The sequence below is a fragment of the Candidatus Peregrinibacteria bacterium genome, assembly GCA_016699755.1.
GTDB lineage: Bacteria > Patescibacteriota > Gracilibacteria > CAIRYL01.
The window spans coordinates 796,834-822,945 of record CP065009.1 but is presented as its reverse complement, the minus strand read 5'-3'; the positions used below and the strand labels follow the sequence as shown (position 1 = coordinate 822,945).

12 protein-coding genes are annotated in these 26,112 nt (G+C 43.0%); 8 read left to right on the top strand and 4 right to left on the bottom strand.

Features of this window, described 5'->3' with window-relative positions:
• The first annotated feature begins 70 nt into the window (after positions 1-70).
• The 8 genes from IPN35_03630 (at position 71) to IPN35_03595 (ending at position 16,440) form a co-directional block, all read left to right on the top strand.
• Complete coding sequence (locus IPN35_03630; protein ID QQS58667.1) at positions 71-6,934, top strand: hypothetical protein; 6,864 nt, start codon at positions 71-73, stop codon at positions 6,932-6,934.
• Between the two features lie 265 nt (positions 6,935-7,199).
• On the top strand, positions 7,200-8,843 hold the full coding sequence (locus IPN35_03625) for a phospholipid carrier-dependent glycosyltransferase (GenBank protein ID QQS58666.1): 1,644 nt from the start codon (positions 7,200-7,202) through the stop codon (positions 8,841-8,843).
• 2 nt (positions 8,844-8,845) lie between these two features.
• Positions 8,846-10,159, top strand: a complete 1,314-nt coding sequence (gene folP, locus IPN35_03620) for a dihydropteroate synthase (protein ID QQS58665.1) — start codon at positions 8,846-8,848, stop codon at positions 10,157-10,159.
• A 187-nt stretch (positions 10,160-10,346) separates the two neighbouring features.
• A complete protein-coding gene (locus IPN35_03615; GenBank protein ID QQS58664.1) occupies positions 10,347-11,774 on the top strand; it encodes a peptidoglycan DD-metalloendopeptidase family protein in 1,428 nt (475 codons plus the stop codon).
• Entirely contained in the window at positions 11,771-13,612 is a 1,842-nt protein-coding gene (locus IPN35_03610) for a hypothetical protein (protein QQS58663.1), read from the top strand. The genes IPN35_03615 and IPN35_03610 overlap by 4 nt, the downstream gene beginning before the upstream one ends.
• An 11-nt stretch (positions 13,613-13,623) precedes the next feature.
• Positions 13,624-14,187: a hypothetical protein gene (locus IPN35_03605; protein QQS58662.1), complete on the top strand. Its 564-nt coding sequence runs from the start codon at positions 13,624-13,626 to the stop codon at positions 14,185-14,187.
• Positions 14,184-15,788, top strand: a complete 1,605-nt coding sequence (locus tag IPN35_03600) for a hypothetical protein (GenBank protein QQS58661.1) — start codon at positions 14,184-14,186, stop codon at positions 15,786-15,788. Before IPN35_03605 ends, IPN35_03600 begins: the two co-directional genes overlap by 4 nt.
• A 37-nt stretch (positions 15,789-15,825) precedes the next feature.
• A complete protein-coding gene (locus IPN35_03595) occupies positions 15,826-16,440 on the top strand; it encodes a hypothetical protein (GenBank protein ID QQS58660.1) in 615 nt (204 codons plus the stop codon).
• Positions 16,441-16,458: 18 nt separating this feature from the next.
• On the opposite strand, the gene IPN35_03590 is transcribed toward IPN35_03595, so the two are convergent.
• From IPN35_03590 to IPN35_03575, 4 genes are all read right to left on the bottom strand, one after another.
• A complete protein-coding gene (locus tag IPN35_03590; GenBank protein QQS58659.1) occupies positions 16,459-17,235 on the bottom strand; it encodes a hypothetical protein in 777 nt (258 codons plus the stop codon).
• Between the two features lie 2 nt (positions 17,236-17,237).
• Complete coding sequence (locus IPN35_03585) at positions 17,238-17,696, bottom strand: peroxiredoxin (protein ID QQS59934.1); 459 nt, start codon at positions 17,694-17,696, stop codon at positions 17,238-17,240.
• A gap of 161 nt (positions 17,697-17,857) precedes the next feature.
• On the bottom strand, positions 17,858-20,050 hold the full coding sequence (locus IPN35_03580) for a PKD domain-containing protein (protein ID QQS58658.1): 2,193 nt from the start codon (positions 20,048-20,050) through the stop codon (positions 17,858-17,860).
• Positions 20,051-20,216: 166 nt separating this feature from the next.
• On the bottom strand, positions 20,217-25,997 hold the full coding sequence (locus IPN35_03575; protein ID QQS58657.1) for an S-layer homology domain-containing protein: 5,781 nt from the start codon (positions 25,995-25,997) through the stop codon (positions 20,217-20,219).
• Positions 25,998-26,112: the final 115 nt, after the last annotated feature.

The window sequence follows — 26,112 nt, the reverse complement described above, 5'->3', positions numbered from 1 at the left end:
ACTTTTTTGACACCCAACCAAAAAAGACGGTATAATGGAATGAAAAAGAAAACTCTCTTCTCACACACAAATGCCGCTTACCACCTCTCTCCTTCTTCGGGGCAGAACACTCTTTCTGACTCCTCTCATCTCTATAGTGGCTCTCCTCTTTTTCTTCCTTCCTTTTTCTTCTGCTTCCGCTTCTTCCTGTACTTGGAACGGAACTACTTCTACAGACTGGGCAACTTCAACCAACTGGACAAACTGTAATAGCACAACTCCTCAATCAACCGATGATGTTATCATCAATGGTTCTTACACAAACCCTCCCACTCTCAATCTCTCTGGAGGGGCAATAACTATTAACTCTCTTTCTCTTGGAAGTTCGGCTTCTTCTACCCTGACGGTTTCCAATGGAGACACCTCTACCAAAAAACTTATTATCACGAACAACGCTACTATTGGAGCAAATGGAACACTCACTCATACCGCCAACGGAACTTCTGAAACCCACAAACTCTTTCTTGATATCGGGGGAGACTTCACCCTCAACTCTGGAGGAACCATTAACCTCAACAGCAAAGGGTATGCATCACAGACGAGTTCGAATGCGAATGGTTATGGTCCTGGGAAAGGAGGTTTTTTAAGTAATACTGGAGCCGGTGGAGGCTATGGTGGAAATGGAGGAAATTCCCAAAAAAACGCTTCAGGCGGTTCTACCTACGGTTCTGCAACCGACCCCACAGCAATCGGTTCTTCTGGAGGATCTGGATATTCCGCCGCAAGCGGTGCCGGAGGGGGAGCTCTTAAGCTTGTTGTCTCGGGAACCACTACTCTGAACGGAACTATAACGGCAAACGGAGGAACGGGATTGATCTATACCACTGCCTACGGTGGCGGTGGAGGCTCTGGAGGATCCATTTCTCTCACCACAGACACTCTCACCGGAACCGGAACCCTTACCGCAAATGGAGGAGATGGAGGGAGTGCTAGCTATGACGGAGGAGGCGGTGGCGGTGGACGCATTGCTGTTTTGTATGCCACTCGAACGTTCACTGGAACTATTACTGCCATTGGTGGAGAAGGATACAGTGGACAAGATGGAGGAGCCGGAACCATCTACACAAAAGCCAATTCCCAAACAAATGGAGACCTCATTCTCGACAATGCTGGACGAAATGGAGCGAGCACAACTACTGGTACATCTGATACCTTCGAGAACATCACCATTCAGAACTACGCCAAATATATCATCGCTAATACCCATACCATCACTCTCCTCGCTTCCTCTCTCACTACCACCAGCAACGCTTCTCTCACCATTAATGCTGGAGGAACCTTTACGGCGAATAGTCTGACGAGTATCGCAGACTTCACTCTTACCAATAATTCAACCCTTTCATTTCCGGCAATTTCTTCTTTTGGTTCTGGTCTGACGATTACCAACAACGGTATTTACAATCATTCCTCTTCTACCCTCACCATTCCCTCTGGCTCCACTTGGAAAGAAAATGGTACCAATCCCCAAATCGGAGACACTCAACCCATTACCGACATTATCATCAATGGAACCCTTGAATTCCAAAATCAAAATACCACAGGTTCCGCCGTTCCCTTTACCTCTATTACCATCAACTCTGGAGGAAACCTTACCCACCAAGCAAACTCCACTTCACAAACCGATGGACTCAATCTCGATCTCACCACTTTCACCCTCAACTCTGGAGGAACCATTAACCTCAACAGCAAAGGGTATGCATCACAGACGAGTCAGAGTGCGAATGGTTATGGTCCTGGGAAAGGAGGTTCTTTAAGTAATACTGGAGCCGGTGGAGGCTATGGTGGAAATGGAGGAAATTCCCAGGCAAACGCTTCAGGCGGTTCTACCTACGGTTCTGCAACCGACCCCACAGCAATCGGTTCTTCTGGAGGATCTGGATATTCTTCCGCCGCAAGCGGTGCCGGAGGGGGAGCTCTTAAGCTTGTTGTCTCGGGAACCACTACTCTGAACGGAACTATAACGGCAAACGGAGGAACGGGATTGATCTATACCACTGCCTACGGTGGCGGTGGAGGCTCTGGAGGATCCATTTCTCTCACCACAGACACTCTCACCGGAACCGGAACCCTTACCGCAAATGGAGGAGATGGAGGGAGTAGTACCTATGATGGAGGTGGCGGTGGCGGTGGACGCATTGCTGTTTTGTATGCCACTCGAACGTTCACTGGAGCTATTACTGCCATTGGTGGAGAAGGATACAGTGGACAAGGTGGAGGAGCGGGTACCATCTACACAAAAGCCAATTCCCAAACAAATGGAGACCTCATTCTCGACAATGCTGGACGAAATGGAGCGAATACAACTACTGGTACATCTGATACCTTCGAGAACATCACCATTCAGAACTACGCCAAATATATCATCGCTAATACCCATACCATCACTCTCCTCGCTTCCTCTCTCACTACCACCAGCAACGCTTCTCTCACCATCAATGCTGGAGGAACCTTTATAGCAGACAGTCTGACGAGTATCGCAAACTTCACTCTTACCAATAGCGGAACCTTTACAGAATCTTCTCTCACCTCCGTTACCGGTTCAACGATTGTCTTAAATACTTCTCAAAACCTTTCTTCTCTCACCACCCTTACCGGAAACACTCTGACCAACAATGCTACCCTTTCTCTTCCAGTCCTTACTACTTTTAGCAATAACACTGTTCAAAACAATGGTGTATACAACCAATCTGCTTTTCTTGGTTCCACCCTTACCATTCCCTCTGGCTCCACTTGGAAAGAAAACGGTACCAATCCCCAAATCGGAGACACTCAACCCATTACCGACATTATCATCAATGGAACTCTTGAATTCCAAAATCAAAATACCACAGGTTCCGCCGTTCCCTTTACCTCTATTACCATCAACTCTGGAGGAAACCTTACCCACCAAGGAAACTCCACTTCACAAACCGATGGACTCAATCTCGATCTCACCACTTTCACCCTCAACTCTGGAGGAACCATTAACCTCAACAGCAAAGGGTATGCATCACAGACGAGTTCGAATGCGAATGGTTATGGTCCTGGGAAAGGAGGTTCTTTAAGTAATACTGGAGCCGGTGGAGGCTATGGTGGAAATGGAGGAAATTCCCAGGCAAACGCTTCAGGCGGTTCTACCTATGGTTCTGCAACCGACCCCACAGCAATCGGTTCTTCTGGAGGATCTGGATATTCTTCCGCCGCAAGCGGTGCCGGAGGGGGAGCTCTTAAGCTTGTTGTCTCGGGAACCACTACTCTGAACGGAACTATAACGGCAAACGGAGGAACGGGATTGATCTATACCACTGCCTACGGTGGCGGTGGAGGCTCTGGAGGATCCATTTCTCTCACCACAGACACTCTCACCGGAACCGGAACCCTTACCGCAAATGGAGGAGATGGAGGGAGTAGTACCTATGATGGAGGTGGCGGTGGCGGTGGACGCATTGCTGTTTTGTATGCCACTCGAACGTTCACTGGAGCTATTACTGCCATTGGTGGAAACGGAAACAGTGGACAAGGTGGAGGAGCGGGTACCATCTACCCCAATATCACTGCATTTACAACAGACCCCACTTCAAATATCAGTCGAAATACTGCCACAGGAAACGCCACCATAGAGAGCATTGGTATCGCCGACTCTATTATTGAACACGGGCACATTTGGGCTGCTTCTGCTCCACTTGAACCCATTGCTCACTGGAAAATGAATGACAACGCAGGAAATACTACCGTTACCGATGCTATGGGAAACTTTAACGGAACTGCTCAACGAAACACCTCCTCCCTTACTACGACGGGGAAAATAAATGAAGCCCTCACGTTTAATGGGAGCAGTGACTATATAAGAACTCCAACAATAGCGCTTAATTCTTCCTTCACGGTTTCATTTTGGATGAAACCAACAAATCTTCATAATTATGGAGATCCATTCAGTGCTGGAACTTCGGATAAGCACTTGAGTTTTGTGACTGATGCCGATGGACATATATATTTTAATATTGGAGATGGAAGTAATTGGGGTAATCCTATAGTTACTGGAGCAGGAACACTTCAGAATGATCAGTGGTATCATGTTTTAGGTGTCTATGATGGAGCCAAAACGAAACTCTATATTGATGGAGTTAGTCAGGGGGTAGCTTCAAATAGCGCCTATTCTTTGAATGAGGTTCTTAATTTGGGAGCGAGAACGGCAAATGGTTACTATTTTGCAGGGCAACTCGATGACATACGTATTTACGACAAAGCCCTTACCGATATTCAAATTGCCGAACTCTACAATTCTGGAAATGGAACCGAAACTTCTCCCGTTGATTTCGCAGATCTTAGTTTTATGAGATCTCCCATTGCTCACTGGAAAATGAATGACAACGCAGGAAATACTACCGTTACCGATGCCATGGGAAGCTTTAACGGAACTGCTCAACGAAATACTTCTACTGTAACAACCACAGGAAAAATAAACGAAGCACTCACGTTTAATGGAAGCAGTGATTATGTAAATATTCCTGATAATAATGCACTAGATATTACGAGAAATATCACGCTATCGGCATGGATAAAAACAACAACAAAAGATAACGTGTATCGAAGGATTATCGATAAATCGTATACTGTTGGTTATGTTCTTAATATGGTAGGGGATTCAAGCGGTAGAGTTATGACAGAGATGCAACATATTTCTGCTGTAGGTACGACAAACGTTGCTGATGGAAATTGGCATATGATTACGTCTACATATGATGGGAATGCCATCAGAATTTATGTTGATGGGAATCTCCAGCGTTCTACTGCATATACCGGTAGTATTAACGCTAATTCATACAATCTTACTATTGGAATGGATAACTCTAATTTTCCTGGACAGGAAAAATTTATTGGTTCTATTGACGATGTCCGTATTTACGATAGAACTCTTTCTTCCGATGATATTGCCATTCTCTACAATTCTGGCACTGGAACCGAAGATTCTTCTCCCATTCTTAGTCAATATAGTACTCTCGGCTCTACTTCTCTTGGTTCTTTTTCCTCAAACCTTACTGGGCTTACAGAAGACGTTACATATCACACCAGAGCCTATATCACTACCGCCGCTGGAGAAACCTTTTATGGAAATACGGATGTATTTACAACAACGAGCAATTCTCCCCCAAATCTTCCCACTGCCCTTGGTTCTGTCAAATTTGTCAACAAATCGCTTGTTACTGAAACGCAACCTACTTTTACTTTTACGCAATCTGACCCCGACGTTACTAATACTCTTCAATACACCATTCAAATTGATGATACGAGCAATTTCTCTTCTCCCATTGTCGACTATACTTCCGCACTCCTCGCACAAGGCTCTGCCTCGTTTACCGTTGGACAAGCCGAAGGAGGCGGAACCTATACGGTTGGCGCTGAAGATCAAACCCTTTCTCAGGGGGCATACTACTGGCGAGTGCTTTCGACAGATGATTTTGACGATTCTTCATCATACACTGTGGCAAATTCCGGAGAAATCGCATTTATTATCAAGAGTCCTACAAATCCTTTTTACGATTCCCCCGACGTTCTTACCTTCGGCGGATTAAAAGAAGCCGTGGCGCACGATATTGCGGAAGATGCCTCTTCTGGCGACTTTTATATAACGGGATATTTTTCTGGAACGTCTGATTTTGATCCCACAGGAGGAACCGATGAGCAGACGAGTGCCGGAGGAAAAGATGTTTTCCTTGCAAAATACGATTCAGATTCAAATTACCTTTGGACAAAAGTTTTTGGAGGAACAAATGCCGATGCGGCAAATGCTGTTGCTGTTGATTCTTCTGGAAATGTGTATGTAACGGGATGTTTTTGGGAAACTGCAGATTTTGATCCCGATATAGGAACCGATGAACATACCAGCGCCGGAGGGTGTGATGCATTCCTGACAAAATTTGATTCCTCGGGAAATCATCAGTGGACAAAAAGTTGGGGAGGAACAGGGTACGATTTTGGTATTTCTGTTGATACCGATACTTCGGGAAATATCTTTGTAACCGGAAATTTTCGGGAAACTGTTGATTTTGACCCCAATGCAGGAACAGTAGAAAAAACTTCCGTTGGAAAAGCAGACTTCTTTGTTTCCAAATTCGATTCCAGTGGAAATCTTGTTTGGAACGAAACATACGGAAGTGGAGAACACGATTTCGTGTCTTCCATATCCGTTACACAAGATGTCAATGGATATGTGTATCTTACCGGAGGATTTTCGGGGACTATCGATTTTGACCCAACGGGCGGAATCGACGAAAAAACGAGTGAAGGTACTTCGGATATTTTCCTCATAAAACTCGCAAACGATGGTTCGTATGTATGGGGAGATGCGATGGGGGGGGTAGGTCAAGACTTTGGACGCTCTTTGAGTATTGCTTCCGATGGGAATATTGTTCTTGTTGGACACTTTATGGGGTCTGCAGATTTTGACCCAACGGGCGGAATCGACGAAAAAACGAGTGAAGGAGGAAAAGATAACTTCACCGCAAAATATGCCGCTGATGGAACGCTTGCTTGGGCAAAGAGTTGGGGAGGACTTGGAAATGATCAGGCACTTTCTGTTGATCTTGACGACTCCGATAATGCTTATATTACCGGAAATTTTTCCGATCTTGTCGATTTTGATCCTGATGTAGGGGTGGACTATCAAGAGAATGTGGGCTACCAAGATGTGTTTATGAGCAAAATGAACGCAGATGGAAGCTATGCGCATGCTTCTGTGTTTGGTGGAGTAGGACGCGATTCCGCATTTTCTGTGCTCTTTCAAGGGGCAAGTGGAACTCGTCTTGTTGGAAAATTTCAAGAAGATGTTGATTTCGATCCTGGAAATGGATCTGAAGTTCGCTCCAGTGTCGGAAAATACAATAGTTGTCTTGTGTCATTTGGAGTGAATCCATAATAGTTAAAAACTCCCTTTCTCAATTTATCGGAATTATACTTTATTCCTTTTAATACAATCTTCATTAGTTTTTGTAATGTTGTAATTTCAAAAGTTCAGTTATTGCAAGTAACCCCGATTTATCGGGAGAGTTTAGCGATTGAGCTTCATTTGAAAATCCAGACTGCTTCTTTCGCAATCACAGAACAAAAGATTAAGAACCATGAATTTGCCACTTTTCGCTCTGTGGCGGTATCCTGATGTCTGTTTTCTTTGCTCTTCACTCGTGTCTTTTTTTTGGAATACACTACAGAACGTTTGGTCACAAAAAGCGGAAAATGCGCTTTATTTTTTGTGTATCGGATTTCTCTTTGGATGGTTTTTTTTCAGTGGTCTCTTTTTTGTTTTTGCCATAAAGGAAGGGGTGGCACCAGATGAAAACTATCATCTCTCTCTTATCTATCGTATTTTTGACTCTCATTTTTCTGTTCCTCTCATAGACGAAGGGCTATCTCTTGGATTAACCGATTTTCTTCCGCTTCTCTATCACCGTACTGTTGCACTTCTTCTCCCACTTAATATTTTTCCGGTTTCTGATCTCATCTTTCTTCGTCTCCTCAATCTCTTTGTAAGCATGGGGACCATCCTCTTTTCTTTTTTTACCCTCCGTCTCATTTCGAATAAAAAAGTAGTTCATGTGATGGGTCTTGTCATCATGGTTGCGCTTCTTCCTTTTGTTTTTTTGAGTACCGCGGTTGGATACGATCCCCCCACAAACTTTTTTGCAGTGGGAAGTCTTTTTCTACTTTTTCGTCTTCATCAGAAGTTCTCTCCCCTTTTTCTGTTGTGGCTTTTTGTTTTTCTCTCTCTTGGGGCACTTGTTAAAATTACCTTTCTTCCTTATGCGTTTTTTGTTTTTCTCTGGATTCTTTTTATTTTTTGGCGACACCGAACACAAATGGGAATGTTTCGAAAGGCATTTTTCCAAAATAGACGCTTTTTTTCGATAATGTTCTCTGCGATATGTATTTTTGTTGGAGCGAATGTCTATTGGTATGGCGGAAACTTAATACGATTTCATCATCTTCAACCACGGTGTGAGCAAGTATTTTCTGAGGAAAAATGTAGTAAAAATATTTTTGCCGCACGAGATATGCTCTTCAAAAAAACACGTGCCGATCGTCCTCTTGAATATTCTTTTTTACAGTATGCTCCGGTGTGGATATCTTTTATGGAAAAGCGGATAACAGGACTCGTCACTTTTCAGAAGATTTGTGGAGGAGAATTTGAACGATCTGCATGTGAACCAGTTTCGCGGAATGTTTTTTGGACGGAGCAACATTTCTTTCCACCTCTTGCTTTCTCTCTTCTTTTTTTTGGTTTTTTTCTTTTTGCTCTTTTTTCTGCCGTTTTATATGGCATTACTCTCATTTTCCCAAAGCGCCTTTCAATTTTCCTTAAGGGGGAGTCAGTTTCTTCTCTTGTTATTTTCTGTGGACTTTTATTCCTTTGCTATGTCGCTATACTCATTATCGTAAACTATCAGGGGTATACTCAACTTCGTGTTTTAGAAGTTGGTTTGCATGGGCGATATCTATACCCCGTGTTTCTTCCTCTTATCGCATTTTCAGTATTCTTTTTCTTTCGTCTTCTCCCTCCCTTGGTTTCTGGAATGTGTGTTGTTCTTTTTCTTCCCATTTTTCTTTGTGCAGGGCTCCCCCTTTTTCTCTCGACTTCTGAGAGTAAATTTCTCCTCAACACTACATATGGGCAAACAGTGCTTCCCCCTCCGTTGTGTCCTAAGAGCACGCCAAATTGTCAGTTCGACCCACAGTTTTTTCAATATTGTCAGTCCGAACGAACGTGGCAATGCTGGGAAGAGAAGCGTCGAGGAGTTTTGTTTCCTCATCTTTTTCTTTCCTCATCATAAGTATGAAGCAGTGGAAAATCATGGGCATTTTTAATGCAACTCCTGATTCATTTTCAGATGGCGGACAATTTTTAGATGTCGATTGTGCAAAAAAACATCTTACAGAAATGGTGGCGCAAGGTGCAGATATGCTTGATATTGGCGGAGAAAGTACAGCTCCCAATTCTGTCGCTGTTTCAGAAGAGGAAGAATGGAGTCGTATCAAAGATTTTCTTCCGCATGCCGTTTCTCTTGGTGTTCCGGTATCGGTTGATACGTGGAAATCATCTATTGCTCGGTGTGCGCTTGAAAATGGAGCAACATTTATAAACGATGTTACTGCGCTTCGCGGAGATCAGGATATGGCAAATGTTCTTGCAAAATTTTCCGCATCAGTGATTTTGATGTATTCCAAAGATAATTCGCCTCGTACAACACTGTCACCATACGCATACGATGATCCTCTTGAGACCATTGGGGATTTTTTAGAAGAACGAATTTCATATGCCGTTTCCGCTGGAATTGACCCTGAAAACATCATCCTTGATCCTGGGATGGGAGCATTTCTTTCATCCGATCCTGCCGTGAGTTTTGAAGTCCTTTCGCGTCTCTCAGAGCTCAAAGTGCGTTTTCCGGAGCAATCTCTTCTTGTTGGGACGAGTCGAAAGGGATTTTTGTGTCCCAATAGACCTCCTCAAAAACGTCTGATTGCAAGTGTTGTTTCGGGGGTTTTCGCCGCTGAACGAGGTGCAGATATTCTTCGTGTGCATGATGTTTCCGAAACTCGGGAAGCGCTCTCTGTGCTTTCACAATTTTCCAGCTTTCCCCTTTTTTACAGAGGTGAGAATTCCAATTTTTTACAAAGTGTTTTTTTGGGGCTTGGGAGTAATCTTGGGAATCGTGAAGCAAATATTCAAGAAGCGATTCAGCTCATTTCTCACTTTGTTGCGGTGAAAAAGATATCTTCCGTATATGAAACTGCTCCGTGGGGAAAGGAAGATCAACCATCTTTTTTAAATGCCGTTGTGGAGACAGAAATACCAAAGAGTTCTCCTGAAGAATTTCTCAAAAAACTTCAAGAAATAGAGAAAAAAATCGGTCGTCAAAAACGGGAAAAATGGGGTCCGCGCGAAATCGATGTTGATATTCTCTTTTGGGGAAACAAAAAAATAAAGTCAGATACGCTCACTATTCCACATCCATATTGGAAAGAGCGAGATTTTGTGCTCAAACCATTAAGAGAAATTGCACCAAATTTTATAAAGAAGAGCTCCTTTTGTCATTGTGGACTCGATCCTCAATCTCTCAACACAGATCCTGAATCAAGTTTGGGATGACAACGAGAGTTCAGGATGACAGAAGATCTGGTACGACGCTCTTTTTTTCACTTGTCTGCTTTTTTATTGAGAATTTCCTCATTTTTCCGTATAATACGGTGAAATATCTCTCACAAAAAAACAAAAACAGATGCGAAATTTTTTCTCTCTCTTTGGGGCATTTCTTCTTATTTTTGTTGGGTTTCCCTTGGCGCAAGGAAGCGAACAAGATGCGTTGATCCAAAAGCAAACAGAAATTCAGCGTATTGAACGTGATTTTCAAGAATATCAGGAGGGAAAAAAAGAAGAGCAGGGCAAGGCATCGCTTTTGCATGAAGAGAGTCGTATCAATCGTTTGGAAGATCAAATTACAACAGAGCTTCTCGATTTTGATGAAAAAAAACGTATTTCTGATGAAGCAGAAACACAAATCCGGTCGCTTCGTGAGCAAATAGGAACACTTACCGGACAGCTTATTGTGCTCGATATTTCCATGAATGCGACGCAGCAAGAAATCAATCTGATTTCCGAACACATCGTTCGTCGGGAACAAGATCTTAAAAAATTATTGGAAGAGCGTGACAATATTGATTCTGAATGGGATATTCAAAAAAATGCCGTTACTCGCATGTTTTTCTTACTCCAAAAACAAGAAAAAGAAGCAGATACCTCTCACTTCCTCCTAAAAACTATTCTTTCGGGAAACTCTTTCTCTCGCGATTTTCAAGAGGAACAGCACATTGTTGTTCTCGAAAATTCCGCACGGCTCCTTCTTTCGGATCTTGAGAGCGGTCGAAAAAAAATTGATTCCGTGTCTCAAGTTATTGAGCGTGAGCAGAGTGCGCTTTCAAAACTCCAGTTGGCAAAGCGTCAAGAGGAAGATCTTTTGAGAGGGCAAATTCAGTCGAAAGACTTTTTACGCACCAACTCACAAGAAACAGAAGCGGGTTTTCAAGATCTTCTCGAACAATCTCGAAAAGAAATGGAAGAAAGTGCGCAAATTATTGCAGATCTTCAAGAAAACAAAGATCTCCTCAAAGAAAAAACATTGCTCTTAGAACGAGAGTGGAACAATCAGCTTTCTTCTAGACATTCTTCTGCAAATACTCTTCCTGATGAAGAGGCGGAATCATACTACCAATCGGGAGATCAGTTTTTGGTCGATGAGGAAAAATACACTTTTTCGTGGCCGGTGCTTCCGAAAAAAGGGATTTCTGCACATTATCTCGATCCTTCATATAAAGCAGTATTTGGGGTAGAGCATCATGCGATAGACATTCCAACGCCTCAGGGAACCGAAATCAAATCACCTGCGCTCGGATATGTATATAAAGTGAGTGACAATGGAAATGGATACAGTTCTCTTATTATTGCGCATCGAGATAATCTTATGACTGTGTATGGGCATGTTTCCGAATTCCTCGTGAAAGAAGGAGATCTCGTTCACAAAGGAGATGTTATTGCTCTTTCTGGAGGAACACCCGGCACAAAAGGCGCAGGCTATATGACCACCGGTCCGCATCTCCATTTCGAAGTCTTTCAAAACGGAGATCATGTTGATCCGCTTTTATTTTTACCACCGCCAGAGCTTTTCCAAGCTAATTCCTCTAATGACTCTCTTTCTTCTGCTTCATGATTTCCAAAAAATACCTTGCTGCCTCCGTAGTTATTATCGGTTTTACCACGTTGGCTTTTGTTTCTCCTACTATTCGAGGAAAACTTTTTTCAGCAGATTTCCTCTTTTCTCATACAGCTTCGTTTCATCTCTGGTTTTTAAAGCCAGAAATGACTGATGGTTCTTGGTCTATTCCTAACAAAATCGGTGCGGTAGTTGAGCTTCCTCTGGGGATGGTGGCGAACGAAACAACGAATCCACTTCCAATTGATAGTGTGGAATTTCAAATTCTTGGGGTTCCGAGTGAGCTTCGTCTCGATTCTGTTTCTCTGTTTCCCGGATTTCATGTCGATACACAAGTCGTTCCAGGAGAGACTCCCGAGACAAACACCATCCATTTATTTGTGAGTCCTGAGGAATTCACCGATCCTTCTGGCGGAACACCTGGCGCTCCAATAAGCGGTGTAGAGAAAATTATGTCTGCTACCGATGAGGTGTTGCGAGTGCGTTTTCGTGTGGTTTCTGACCTCCCGAGTGCTCTTCCTGACATTGCTCTTCGGGGAATTCTCACTGCTCGAGACGGGGATTTTACTCGGTATACAGCGGATGGAAATCTTAGCTTTCCGGGAAATAACCCCGGAACTATTCATCCGGTTCCCATAGAGTATGAAGGAGGTTCCCTCCAAATTGTTTCAACAATGAGCTACGCACCCGGAAAAATTCGGCTCGAGTTTTCTGCACCACCGCTTTCGGGAGCAGGAGGAAATAGTTCCGAACGACCAGAAAATTACTACGTTTATGTGTGTGGCAGTCATGTTCCCGCACCAACATCAGCTGATAGTGATCTCAGTTCTTGTCACCTGAAAACGCAAGGCAGTATTTCTGATCCTGGCGTTCCGGCGACTGTTACTCGTGAAACAAATGATCCGCATTTTGTTGATATTCATGTTGGTTTAGAAGAATTTATTTCGGGTGCTTATTACATTGTGCGAGTGGAAAATGTTTCCGATGAATTGAGCGGAAATCAATCTCTTCCGCCGGAAGGAATTTTCTCTCAAATGTTTCGCTTTGTTTCTCATCCTACGGTTGCAACCGTGGAAACACTAGATGATAGCACGATTCGTCTCACATTTTCCGCCGATCTCTGTCCCGCAAATAGCGAATATGGTGCAGGAAATCTCGCGAATTATGAAATTCTTTCTTGTAATTCGGGAGCTAGTATCTCCGAATGCCTTCAGCACAATGAAACGGATGTTTCGAGCTTAGGAATCCTCTCTGTATCCTTTGATGGGGCACGCACTGTTCTCGTGAGTACAGAAACTCAAGAAGAAGGGGCATGGTATATTTTTCGCTTAAAAAAATTGCGAAATGTTGATTGCTTGGCAGAATCCGAACTTTCAGAAACACCACCTGTTTACGGTGGACTTTTTGCCGGATACCCCGGAAATACCACAGAAGAAAATACGTTGCCACTCTCAGATGACTCTGGGTCTGGAGCATTTGTTCTCACTCTTTCTGATGCGGGGGTAATTCATCTTCCTTGGCGGGAAACGCTTTCTCTTCGTCCTTCTGGTGGAACGGCTCCGTTCTCGTGGGCGGTTATTCCCCCAGAAGCCGGAACACTTAACACCGATGATCCCCAGCATATTCTTTTTACTCCAGTGCTTTCGGATGAAAATGGTACTCCTCTTCACGATCAGCGAGATATTCTCATTCGCGCCACTGACAGCCTTGGGGAAATAACCGAAATTCCTGTGCACATTCTTCGTCGTGGAGATTTAGGAGGAGCAGGGGATCGCTTTCTCGATAAAACTGATATTAACGATATTAACGATGTTTCTGCCGGATGGGGATCGTAACACTGTTTCAAATGAATCGTATTTTCTCTCTTCTGTCGGCAGGAATAATTCTTCTCTTTTCGGGATGCTCTTTTGGAGAAAATCCTCTTCCAGATCAAAAAATTCAGAAAATACTTCCTCCTCAGGAAAATATCCAATTGTCACAGGGGAAAACATTTTTCGGTTTCTTGGGAAATTCATTGGCAACACTTTCTCCTGCGAATCCTGAGGAAGTGATAACGGTTTCAGTTACTCCTTCGTATGATCCCATTTCTTCCGTATCTCTCGCTCTTCAATATGATCCAAAAATTATTTCTGTCTCAAGTCTTACTTCTGCAGAAGGCGTTTCTCCGGTTTTTCTTGGCGAAAAAGGAGAAGGAAAAATCCACTTTACCGGAATTCTTGTTCCACCACTCTTAGGAGAAGATATTCCTCTCTTTTCATTTCGCGTTTCTCCAAAATCGAGCGAAGAAGTTGCAGAAACAAAAATCACCTTTCTTCCAAATGAACTTAGTGCGCTTTTACCAGATTCCAAAAATACTGAAACTGCGGTTCGCACCAATCTCCCTGAATTTTCTGTTCTCCTTTCTCAATGATATCTTTTCGAAATTTTTTTGGAATATTCCTTGTTTGTTTTGGTTTTTTTATAACCGAAAATGTCCAAGCATACGAAGGTGGCGGAACATTTTCTGCTGTTCTCAGTAAAAATACCTTTTCTCAAGGAGAAGAAGGCACAGCTGACATTTTTTTGGATACGAGTGGACTTCTTTTGGGGAGCAATGAACACCTCGAAACTATTGGTGTTTCTCTTCTCTTCTCGCCGGATATTTTAGAAGTCACCGAACTTGGATTTTCTGGAAGCGCTTTTCCTACCCCCTACTTGAGTGATTTTGATAATTCTGCCGGAAGAATTTCGTTTGTGCGGGCAAAGTCTGATGATCCCATTTCAGAATTGGCTTTTATCGGAAGTATTTCTTTTCGTGTAAAGGAGGATGCACAAAATGGATCCGCTTCATTTCTTTTTCGTCCAGGAGAAAATTCTGTTCTTCTTGATGACGTCTCAAACAGTGATATTCTTCAGAGTTCTTCGGATGGCATTTTTGAAGTTTCTGGAACGCAAAATAATGCGCAGAATATTGGGGTCATAAAAAATGCAAAACTCTTTTTGATAGCGGAAAATCCAAATATTTCTGTTGGAGAAGAAACAATAGTTACCATTTATATAAATACCGGAGATTCTTCAAATATTGTGACGTCTACTGATTTCTCTGTTCTTTTTCCAAAGGATATTGTAGCAATTCCTTCTTCTATGACCGATGCCTCTGGAGGAGTATTTTCTGGTGCTGGACTCAACATGGTGCATTCAGATACCGGAAAAATTGATCTCCTTCTCTATAGTTCTGGAGGAATTCAAGCTTCTAAGGGAAAAGTTGCTTCTTTTTTAGTTCGTCGTATTGCGTCAGGGGAAGCGAGTTTTTTGTTTTCCTCCAATTCTGCAGTTTATGCCAACGATGTTGATAATACAGACGTTCTCGAAAACACAGGAGGACTTACTCTTTCCGCTGTAGCAGAGAGCAGTCCTTCTGGAGGAACTTCTGGTGGAAGCACGAGTGGCGGTGGTTCAAGTGGCGGTTCTCGGAGAAATGTTTCACTTTCTCCGCAATCAAAGGGAGACAGCAGTCTTCCTGCATGTTCGGTGGTAAAAGACTTTTCTGGAAAAGCACTTCCAAATGGAAAATTTTCATTTTCTTGGAGCCTTCCTTCGGATAAAGCGGTGGAATCGCTCGAACTTTTTTGGGAATCGAAAGATGATTCGGGATCGGTCGCTATTCCACTTGTCGAAACCCTTACCTTTCCCGGAAAAGATATGAAACCCGGAACAGCATATTCCTTTTTTCTCCGCTCACTTGGAACCGATTGTTATAAAAATGAAACTGTGCCTATTTCTGTGACGAAAGGAAGTGTTTCTTCTGGTGGAGGATCTTCTACATCTGAAAAAATATTACCTCCTGCACCAATTCTCCAAAAGGCATCTGCCAATCCATACGCAGGGAATATTGCTTCTGCAAAAATACCTACTACTCCCGCTGGGGGGCCGGTTGCTCTTTTTTCTCTTATTCTTATTTCCATTGCCGGATTCTTTTTCCTTTCTTCCGTACGAAGAAGGCAAAAAAAGGAGCAGGGGATTGACGCCTGATTTCTTTTCATTAAAATACTCTCTCTTTTGATTATTCATGGGGAAAAAGAAAAAAAGGTCAGCCGAAGGAGGGAAACCTGCTTCAGAAATGCCATCGTGCACAGGGATGAGAGAAAGAATTCTTGGTAATGTCACGAAAATTCAAATGTCTCCTCATCCAATAGAACAAGAGCCAGGTGACGGGTCTTTGCTATTGGCTATTGTTGGATTTGATGCTATTCGAAGTGATATTTGGTTTTGCTTGGGGGGTGTCGTTGATCTAAAAAACATACGTGCGGAGAGACTTCCTGGCAAACAAGTACAGCAAGGCGCTGAGAGTTACGAACAACTTATGAGGGAAAACGCCACTCATGCTCTTTTGCATTCATCACGGGAACAACTTATTTTTTGGTCAAACAAAAATCCAACTGCCACCGAGCCTCAACAAGAGCAGATTGTACTTCCAGAAGGTGTGACATCTCGGAAAAATGGGTTCATCAAAAATGGGTATTTGCATATTGGGTCAGAGGCACAGGCACTTCCTGAGGAATATCGGAGTCTTTCGCAAGGATCGGTAATTATCTCTTTTGGTGAGGAAAATGAGGTTGTTGATATTCAACCACAGCCAAAAAAACGAGACGATTTTTCTCAACACAGAAAAAAGAAGAAATAATTTCTTGGAATCGATTTTTTATATCTTTCGTTCTTCCTCTTGTTTTCGCTGGATTTGTTGTTCTTTTTGATTGAGTCGGTGAAGACATTTTTCCCGTGCCGAATCACTTCGGAGTGCGAGGCAGGCTTTTTCTTCCGCAATCGGATCGAAATTCCTCTCTTGTTCAATCCACTCATCAATTTTTTTCTCCTTCTCTTTCCATTCCAAATCTTTATAACACTCACTTCGTTCTTCTCGATTACGAATCTTTTTGCACTCCAATTGGCGTAATGTAGGGGAATTTTGAAGGACAGTTTCCTTGTTTTTTTCCTTCTCTTGTGTGTCCTTTTGTTTTTCTTCCTCAGTTTTCTTCTTTTGATCTCGATGAAATGTACTGTAGCAAATCATCCGTTCTCGAAAATCGAGTATGTTTTCGCAGGGAATAATGCGCAAAAAAAGCTCTTCCTCTTCTTTTGGCTCCGATTTTAGTTTCTTTTCTTCTTCTTGTTTTTTTTGTTCTTCCTCTTTTTGTTTGCGTGCTATTTCTGAAAAGCATGCTGTTTGGAGGCGAACATTGGTAAGACTTTTACATTCTTCTTTTTTGAGGTTCCCCTTTTCGTTTTTTATTTCTTCAAAAACCTTATTTTGTTTTTCCTTTTGAAAGAGTACTTCAATACGTTGATAGCATGCACTTCGCTCTTCTCTGTCACGAATTTTTCGGCATTCCTGTTTTGCGAGTGTAGGAGAAAAAATTCCACTTTCCGCAAAAACCGTAGGGGTGATAAAGAGGAGAGAAAAAGAAAGAATCCACCGCATCTTCATAGAGTAGATTTGGATGAAAGAAATGAGAGCACCTCTTCGGCGTGTCCGTTTGCGGTGACATTTCGCCATTCTTTTTCAATGTTTCCATCTCGAATGAGAAATGTACTTCGCTCAATGCCAATGTAGGTTTTTCCATACATACTTTTCTCTTTTAGCGTTCCCAAATCGGAGAGGAGTTTGCGCTCTTCATCTGCCAACAAGGAAAAAGAAAGCGATTCCTTTTTGCAAAATGAAGCATGCTTTCTGAGAGAATCTCCAGAAATTCCAAATATCTTAACGTCTTTTTTGGTGAATTCTGGGAGAAGTTTTTGGAATTGTTGTGCTTCGAGCGTGCATCCCGATGTCATGTCTCGCGGATAGGCATAGAGAATAAAAAGTCCACTTTGAAAATCTTGTTCTGTGTAAGTGTTTCCGTCGGAAGCCGGAAGGGAGAATATGGGGAGTGTGTTCACAATTTGGGTTTTAGAAGAAACCAATAAAACTAGAAGCAATAACAGAGATGAGAGCGAGAATAGCAAGAAACGAGATGAAGAATCTCTTCATGTTTTTTTTCATTACATTTAAGAAAGAGTTGAGCTCATTTCATCATGTTTTTTGGGTTTTCTGCAAACACCTTCTATTCCGCATAAATTGTTGCGGTTTGCCGATCGATATTCTGGTTTTCATCTGTTACACTGAGCGTTACCGAATATTGTCCGGGTTTTTGGAAAACGTGTTCCGATGGAATGCGTTCGTCACTTGTGGTGCCATCTCCAAAATCCCATTGCCAATTGGTGATAACGCCTCCTTCTGAACATGTTGGATCAAAGCGAACAGAAAGAGGTGTTTTTCCGCTGAGTTGTGTAGCATTAAAGCAGGCACGAAGTCCTCTTTCGCGACAATAGACAGTTTTGTTAGCAGAAGCTGTTTTTTCTCCACTAAAAATGGTGAGTACAACTGGAAAAGCACCAATTTTTCGGTAAACATGCGCTGTTTTTGCTGAAGTAAACTGATTTTTGTTGCCATCTCCAAAATCCCAATTATAGGCATCAATACGGCATGTTTCGTTTCCACAAAACGAGGGAGATCCATCAAATTGAAATTCACAGGGAACTTCCGTATTTGGTGGATCGGGTGTGGTGAGAATAGCGGCTTGCATTTCTTGGGCATCAACTTCAATTTGCTGTTCTGCTTGCTCTACATATCCCTCTTTATCCTGAACGGTAAGAGTGGCGACATATTTTCCTGGAATACGGTATGTATATTCTCCATTTTCTCCGATAATATCGGTCTTCTTATCTCCGTCAAAATCCCATTCATAGCTCACGACGTCTCCATCGGTATCGAGTGTTTCTTTCGCATCAAATGAAACGAGGAGTGGAACTCTACCTCGAATAACACTATTTTCTGCTTTTGGAAGGGTTGTAATGATGGGAACGGGTCTACTTGGCTCTGGAACAACAGTAAATCCAATGGTGCTTTTTCCGATGTTTCCTGCGGAATCTTGCGTTGTAAGTGTGACTTCTATAAAACCTTCTGAAGAAAACTTTCTCTTTATACTTGCTCGTGATTGTGTTTTTGAGGTGTCAGAAAAAGACCATTCGTATTTTGTGATACTCCCTTCAATGCTTTCGGATTTTTCCCCAGAAAATTCAATTTCCGTTCCAGTGGTAATGGTTGAGCCTCTTTCGGGAAGTTGAGGAATGGTTTCGATATGGGCTTGTACTATGTTGTCTGGTTTTTTGGTGGTCGTTATGGTTTTGGAAAATGTATAGACTCTGTTATAGCGATCAAAAATATGAAGAACGATTTCATAGTTTCCAATGCGTTCAAATGTGTGGAGTACCTTCGGTCCCCGTGTTTCCTGAATACTGGTTTTGTCATCAAAATCCCATTCAAAATATTCCACATCGGGAATGTCTTCAGAAATAGTGCTCGCATCAAATTCCACTTCAAGTGGTATTCCTCCTGTGCTTGGATTTGCCTGGAATGTTCCTTGTGGAATAGTGAAGGAAATATTTTTTTCGAGTTCGTTGCCATCTTCAAAAAGGATTCGCAAAGAAACAGTTCGTATTCCTGTTTTTGTGATACGAAATGATGGGGTGAGACCTTCAGAAATGAATTTTCCCTCTCCAGTGGGATCCCATTCAATACTCCGAATAGCACTTCCTTGTCTTTCGAAAGCCGCGACAATATTTTTTGCAGAAAAATCAATATTAACTGGTGCAACGAGGAATTCCGTTTTTTCGGGAGCAATGGGAGGGTAAAGCACTTCTCCGTTGGGGAGTTTCATGGCAATTTCTTCTTGTTCTGGTGGCGGAGGAACAGAGATGGCGCTCACATATTCAAACATGCCAATCCATGCAATAATGGTAATAATCTGAAGCCCAAAGGAGGAGAGCGAAAAAAGAAAAGATGCTCGTTTTTTGCCAGCATTTTCTTTTGGCTGAGAAAGTCCGAAAAAGAGTGAAATAGAGATGGTAAGAAGGAGAATAACAGAGAGAAATCCAAATGATGCATTGACTACTTGCTTGAGAAACTCACGAACGGAGTATTCGTCTTGCCCAAAGAATTGAAGAACAGGATTGTCGCTTCCTCGATAGGAAATGAGAAAAATGAGGAGCGCGATGAGAATAAGAAAGAGAAGAAAAACTCCAATAAAAAGGGCAATTGGTGAAACTCTTCGTTTTTCTCCTTTTTTTAATTTCTGTGACTTCTTCAGTTTTTTTGTTGCCTCTTCTGTGTGTGTTTTATTTTTTACATTGTTCACCTCTTCTTCCATCATTTTTTGGAAAAGGCTTTCATTTTCTTTTTTTTCTGGATCAATCATTTTCTGGGGCTATTATCTCTCTAAGATACCATTTTTTTCTCCTTTTTTCTAGAAAATCGAGAGATCAGCTGTTTGCAAAGAAAAGATGATCAGTTCTTCAGGTGTTCTTCAAAAAAAGAGGTGCCATTTGGCACCTCTTTTTTTACTGTAATATGGTTTCTTTGCTTTAGAGATCAAAGAACTGAACTACAAGATTGGCAAATTCTCCGCGAGTAATAAGCGCATGAGGTTTGCACACAAGTCCGTCTGATTCTGTGATGAGAATTCCATCAAAGAAAGCAGTTCGAATGTAAGGAAGGTACCATGCAGATGCCTCAAGGTCTGAGCAGGAAGCATCTTCGGTAATTTCATTAACATCTTTTCCTGTTGCTTTGTAGAGCAATTTGTAGGCTTCTACTCGGCTCAAATTGTTGTCTGGTCGAAAAAGCCCATCACCATATCCATTGACGATTCCTTTTCCTTTCAAAATTTGAAGGTAGGGAGAAATCCAATGATTCATAAGAACATCGGGGAAGAGCTGTTCGGTAACTTCTACTCCTTCAGTAGAAAGTCCCAGAGCGCCGAAAATAATTTTTGCGGCTTCAGCTCGAGTAAGCGCATCGTCTTCGTTGTAGTCTCCATCATTCACAATACCAAGGTCTTGGAGTTTCTGGACACTGTCTTCTGAGAAAAGTTCTCCGTTTGCGCCACTCTCAAAATCGGATTCGTTAAATACTTTTCCGTCATCAGTTTCAGTGGCATTTGGATCAACAGTTACGAGATAAACAGCATTTTTCCAGCAGAGAGGATGGGGCGCTGGAGCGTAGAGATTGATGAGAACATCTCCCGCTAAATTGAGCTCGGAAACATCTGCGGTAACGAGGAATGTATCGCCGTTATCGGTAACGGTAACGGGAATTTCTTCTCCATCTATTTTTATAACAATTTTCGACTGGTTTGCATCTTTCGTAACCTCGAAAGATACTTCACTGAGGTTGTGATAGACTCCATTTTTTATTGGGAAGACGTTTGAAATGACCGGAGGATTGCTACAAAAAGCTTGCCCTCCGCCAGATGATCCGCCCGTTGATGCTGAGGAAACGGTAGTCGTTCCTCCTCCGGTGCTATCATCGTCATCACCAGTCGTTCCTCCTCCGGTGCTATCATCGTCATCACCGGTCGTTGAAGTACCTCCACCAGTATTTGTTTCTAAGATAGGACATTCCCCAACGTTTTCAAGAGATATTGCTCCTTCTACACCTGCTCCTGCATTACTGACTGCGAATGAGATAACTGTAGTGGTGAATTGACCACCGGCAACATCGCTTGTTGGTGTCTCTTCTCCATCACTTGCGAAGACAGTTATTGCCGGAATTTCAATAGAAGTTGTGCTAAAGAGGTTTTCAAAGCACTTTTCAAATTCAAACGTTGTTCCAGACTCAGTTCCATTGTAACGACAGGTTACGGGGGTACCGTCACGGTCAAACGAAAGCCAAGCGGTTTGTCCAACGGAACTTCCAGAAGTAACACTTACACTCTGAGGAATGAGAAGCGTTTTTGCCTCACAAAAGAACAGGAAGTCGTCTGCTACTCCTTGTGAAGAAGGAGACATCATATCGTAGCTAGTAGCGCATTCAGTACACTCTGACTCGGGGTGAGGATCACACGCATTCCCGAGTCCATCGTTATCTGTATCCAACTGATCGCTATTGGAATTGAGTGGACAATTATCAACATCATCAAGAACACCATCTGCATCTTGGTCGTTTGAGGACGTATCATCGTCATCACCAGTTGTTCCTCCGGTGCTATCATCGTCATCACCAGTTGTTCCTCCGGTACTATCATCGTCATCACCAGTGTCATCTGGTTGCTGGCAATGGAATGAATCATATTCCGTCCAGAAGCTGTCATCCGCATGCTTGGTAGTGAGCCAGAAGTTTGATCGGTTTTCAGAGATAGAAAGCTCATCATCTTCAGGGTTGAATTCACCAATACCAGAGTCGTCAAACGGATTTTCTACCTTATTCTGATCTTCTTCACTGTATTGTGAGAGGGGAGTTGCCTGCCAAAATTCAATAGCTCCTTCAACGTGTTCTTTTCCATCATCATGACTTCCATGGAGCATGGTGAGGAGTTTTCCTGCTTGTCTCTGAACGGCAATACCGGGGACATCTTCGTAAATATTTGGAATCATTGCAGGGTCTTCAAAGGAATGTCCTTCAAAGTGAAGCGCAAACCACGTTCCAGCAGGGAAAGAAGTGTCGTCCTGCCCCAAGAAGATTTGTGAATCTGCGTCTCCGTCGTCCCAGTTTTCAATGTTTTCCGTAACGATGCGAGCGAGCGAAAGATCGCGACACTCTTCGTCTTGCTCGAATTGGCATTTGTCGTTACAGGTTTTTTTGTATCCATCGACAGAGAAGATAGAGATACCTCCTGCGTCGCACTGTTCCCAAACCTGATTCATTTTTCCGTCACCACAATATCCTTCTTTCGTAATTTCTACAGAATAGTCTTCCACTTCTCCGTCATAGGCAATTCCTCTTGGGGAAAGCCCTCCCTCAGAGCTGACGCGGAAGCGAGCGTAGGTTGTTCGCGTTTTTGCATCAGCAGGAACCATAAAGGAAAGAATATTCTTCCCCTTGACTACTGGTTCGCTTGTAAAAATCTGCTCTCCTTCGTCATCCCAGTCAAAGTCTCGGTTGAAATCGACCCAAGAATCAAGGTATCCATCTGCTGTTGCCTCTACTTCTACCTTTGCATTGTAACCGGGAATAAGTGCAGTGATGAATCGTACACCATCTTCATCATCGGATGAGTGGTGGTGATCGTCATCGTATTCTCCCCATGCTTCATCTTCTTCAGAAGAGGAGATTCCTTCATTTTCATCATCTCCATCTGCTCCATAGGTTGGTTGTCCATCTTGTTCTGTATCAATTTTTCGTCCGAGGTAAAGCTCACTCGAAAGGTGTCGTGCACCATCTTGTTCAAAAAGCGTTGGATATCCAGATGTTTCTTCTTTCCGATGATGATTATCGGTTGTTACCTCTGATTCACCATTTGCCAAAAAAATAAACTTTGTATCGGACTGTGGAGCATCTCCTTCTTCCTTTTCTTGATCATCTCCTTTGCAGAAAGCGGAAAGCTCTTCATCGCTTTGTATTTCAAGGGCATCTGAGGAGCAATGCTTACGAACCGGCGCATCTCCGTAATCGAGTGGAGGTCGGTTCCCAAAGTCGCATCTTGTATAATCCTCATATTCAGAAACAAAACAGGAGCTAGGATATTCATTTTGGCACTCATGCTGATCTTCTCCGTTCTTGTCTCCTCCGAAGCATTGTTCTCCATTATCGTTGGGGAAGGTTTGTGTCCATCCCTCGCGTTCTTCTTCGGTAACGATATAGTCTCCCTTTTCTACAGCAATCTCATAGCATCCATTCTCATCTGTTTTGATTTCGTAATATCCCTCGGGAGTGTCATTATTATTGTCATCGTCTCCGTTGTCGTGGTCCCTATGACCACCACCTATGTATCCGCTTGGAATGAAGTATTGATCCCATGGATCTACTACTGGTTCTTCTGGATACAATTTTGGAGAAACAAGAAGATTCCAATTTGGAATTCCTTCTTCGCCCTCGTCCCATTCCCCATTTCCATCGGTATCATCCCATTTACATCCAGCAATAGTAATCATACATGCGCCAGAAGGGTCATAGTCGGTATAAAAACTGTCGCTTTTTTTATTGACGGTAAGCGAAAAAAGTGAGCTGTTTTCGTGAAGCGAAATTTCGTCATCCTCCGGTTTAAAAAGTCCTTTTCCACTCCCATTAAAGGGCTTTTCTACTTTTGTTTCGGCATCAGTATTACGCTGTCCTTTTGGCTGTGTTGGCCAGAACTCAATACGTCCTTCGGCATATTCTTTATTGCCGCTTCCTTCGTGTTCTCCGTAGAGCATGAGACGAACAGTGCTTCCCTGTTCTGCGTCAACTGTTCTTTCTACTGCGAGTCCAGGAACGTTATCGTAGTTTCCTGTCATAGGCGCATCAGTAAAGAATTCTCCATTGAGATAGAGAGGAAACCATGTTCCAGCAGGAACAGGATACTCATCATCTCCAAGGTAAATATCTGTGCTCATGTCACCATTTCCCCAGTTTTTTCCGTTTGTCAAAACAACGCGGGCAAGTGTGAGGTCGGTGCAGACATTGCTATCGGCATTTTGGCATTTATCGGTACAGGAACGTTTTTTGTGATTTCCATCTGCACCAAATCCACTTTCTCCTCCGGAATCACACTGTTCCCATACTTGGTTTACAGCACCATCTCCACAGTAACCGGTCTCAAGATTCACCTGATAGTCTTCTACTTCTCCATCGGGAGCTTCTCCATTGGCATCCAAAACTTCGGTTGAACTGAAGCGGAAACGGGCGTAGGTAGAGATGTTATACTTTGCCCATTCTGGAACCTCAAAAGAGAGGAAGTTATCGCCGGCATCAAGGAGTTTTCCCTTAAAGATACGGTCTTTTTTCTCCCACCTTCCATCACGCTCAAAATCGATCCAAGCGTTCAAATATCCGCTTGCAGAAGCATTTACTGTAACGGTAGCGGTTTGTCCGGCAATGAGTCTACTCGTAAATTCTACTCCGTCTTCATCATCGATAACGGCATGATCTGCTGTTATTCCAACGAGAGTCTCATCATCACCATCTGCCCCCATGGTTGGCTGACCATTCTCTTCATAGTCGATAGTGTTTCCAAGGTGAAACTCTGGAAAAACAATATGTCGCGCTCCATCATTGGCGAGCAATGTTTTGTACTGTGGACCAAGAGGATCACTATCATGACCTTCTTTGTCATGGCTTGGTTTTGAAAAGGTTCCAAATGCACCATTATATTCGCCTCCGGTAGAGTCGGAACAGTTTTCACCACTACACGTAATAGGAGCAGGAACATAATCTGGCGCATCTCCAAAGTCGTATCGAGCGGGGCATTGTGATGTCTGATTGGTAATAGTAACGGTCCCCTCCGTAATAGGAGTGGCATTTGCTGGTTGTTGATTGTCTCCGTTTAGATTCAACAAAATACCAGTTACTCCGGTAATAGTTGATCCAACCGTATCTCCAGTTGGAGTTTGGTTTGGAGGAACAGCACCATTGTAATTTTCGAAACATCCTTGAAATGTATTCCAGAACATTCCTTTATCGAGTTCAATTTGATTATTCGGATGTGACTGAGCTGATCCACCCTGATATAAACAACTAATAGGGTTTCCTCCGTTTATTTGAAACGTAATGTTTGCCCAGTGGTTTCCTGCGTTTCCTTGGGTTACATCAATTTGCGAAGGAATTTCCAAATCACGTGATTCACAGAAAGTAATCTGATCATTGTCCCATGCAGAAGAAGGATTATACGTTTTTTGAGAAGTTAATGAGTATGATGTGCCATTGCATTCGTCATTACACTCGTGTGCTGCCTCAAAAACGGGAGCAAAATTTGTTTGCACCTTAAATTCTTCCCCATCAATGCTGAGGGTTTTTGGAGATGATCCACCAGAGATATTTCCTCCGCTAGAATTTTCCGCGGTATTGGAGTCTTCCGTTGTTGGGGAAGTTCCATCTCCTGTTGTCTCTTCAGAAGGTTCTGTACCGGTGTTTTCTTCGGTACCCGTTGTCTCTTCAGAAGGTTCTGTACCGGTGTTTTCTTCGGTACCCGTTGTCTCTTCAGAAGGTTCTGTACCGGTGTTTTCTTCGGTACCTGTTGTCTCTTCAGAAGGTTCTGTTTCCCCCTCATCGGTAAGAAATAGAGAGCCGAGATTTGGGGCAGTGAATATGCCCGAGTTTGTTTCGGTTGTTTGTACAACCGTGGTATCATCGGCAGTTGCGATGGGCGCAAGTACCGAGCTACCGATAATGTTCAGCACTACAGCAAGCGCTGTCCATGTGCCGAGCAGAGATCGCCAGAGACGCCTCATAAGAACAGGGTAAAAGAAAAAAAAGGGAGAAAAGGAAGATAAAAGAGAAATAGTGCTTGCCAGTGCCATTGAAAGCTACTATCTGTATGACAATAGGCAAACAAGAATCTCCAAC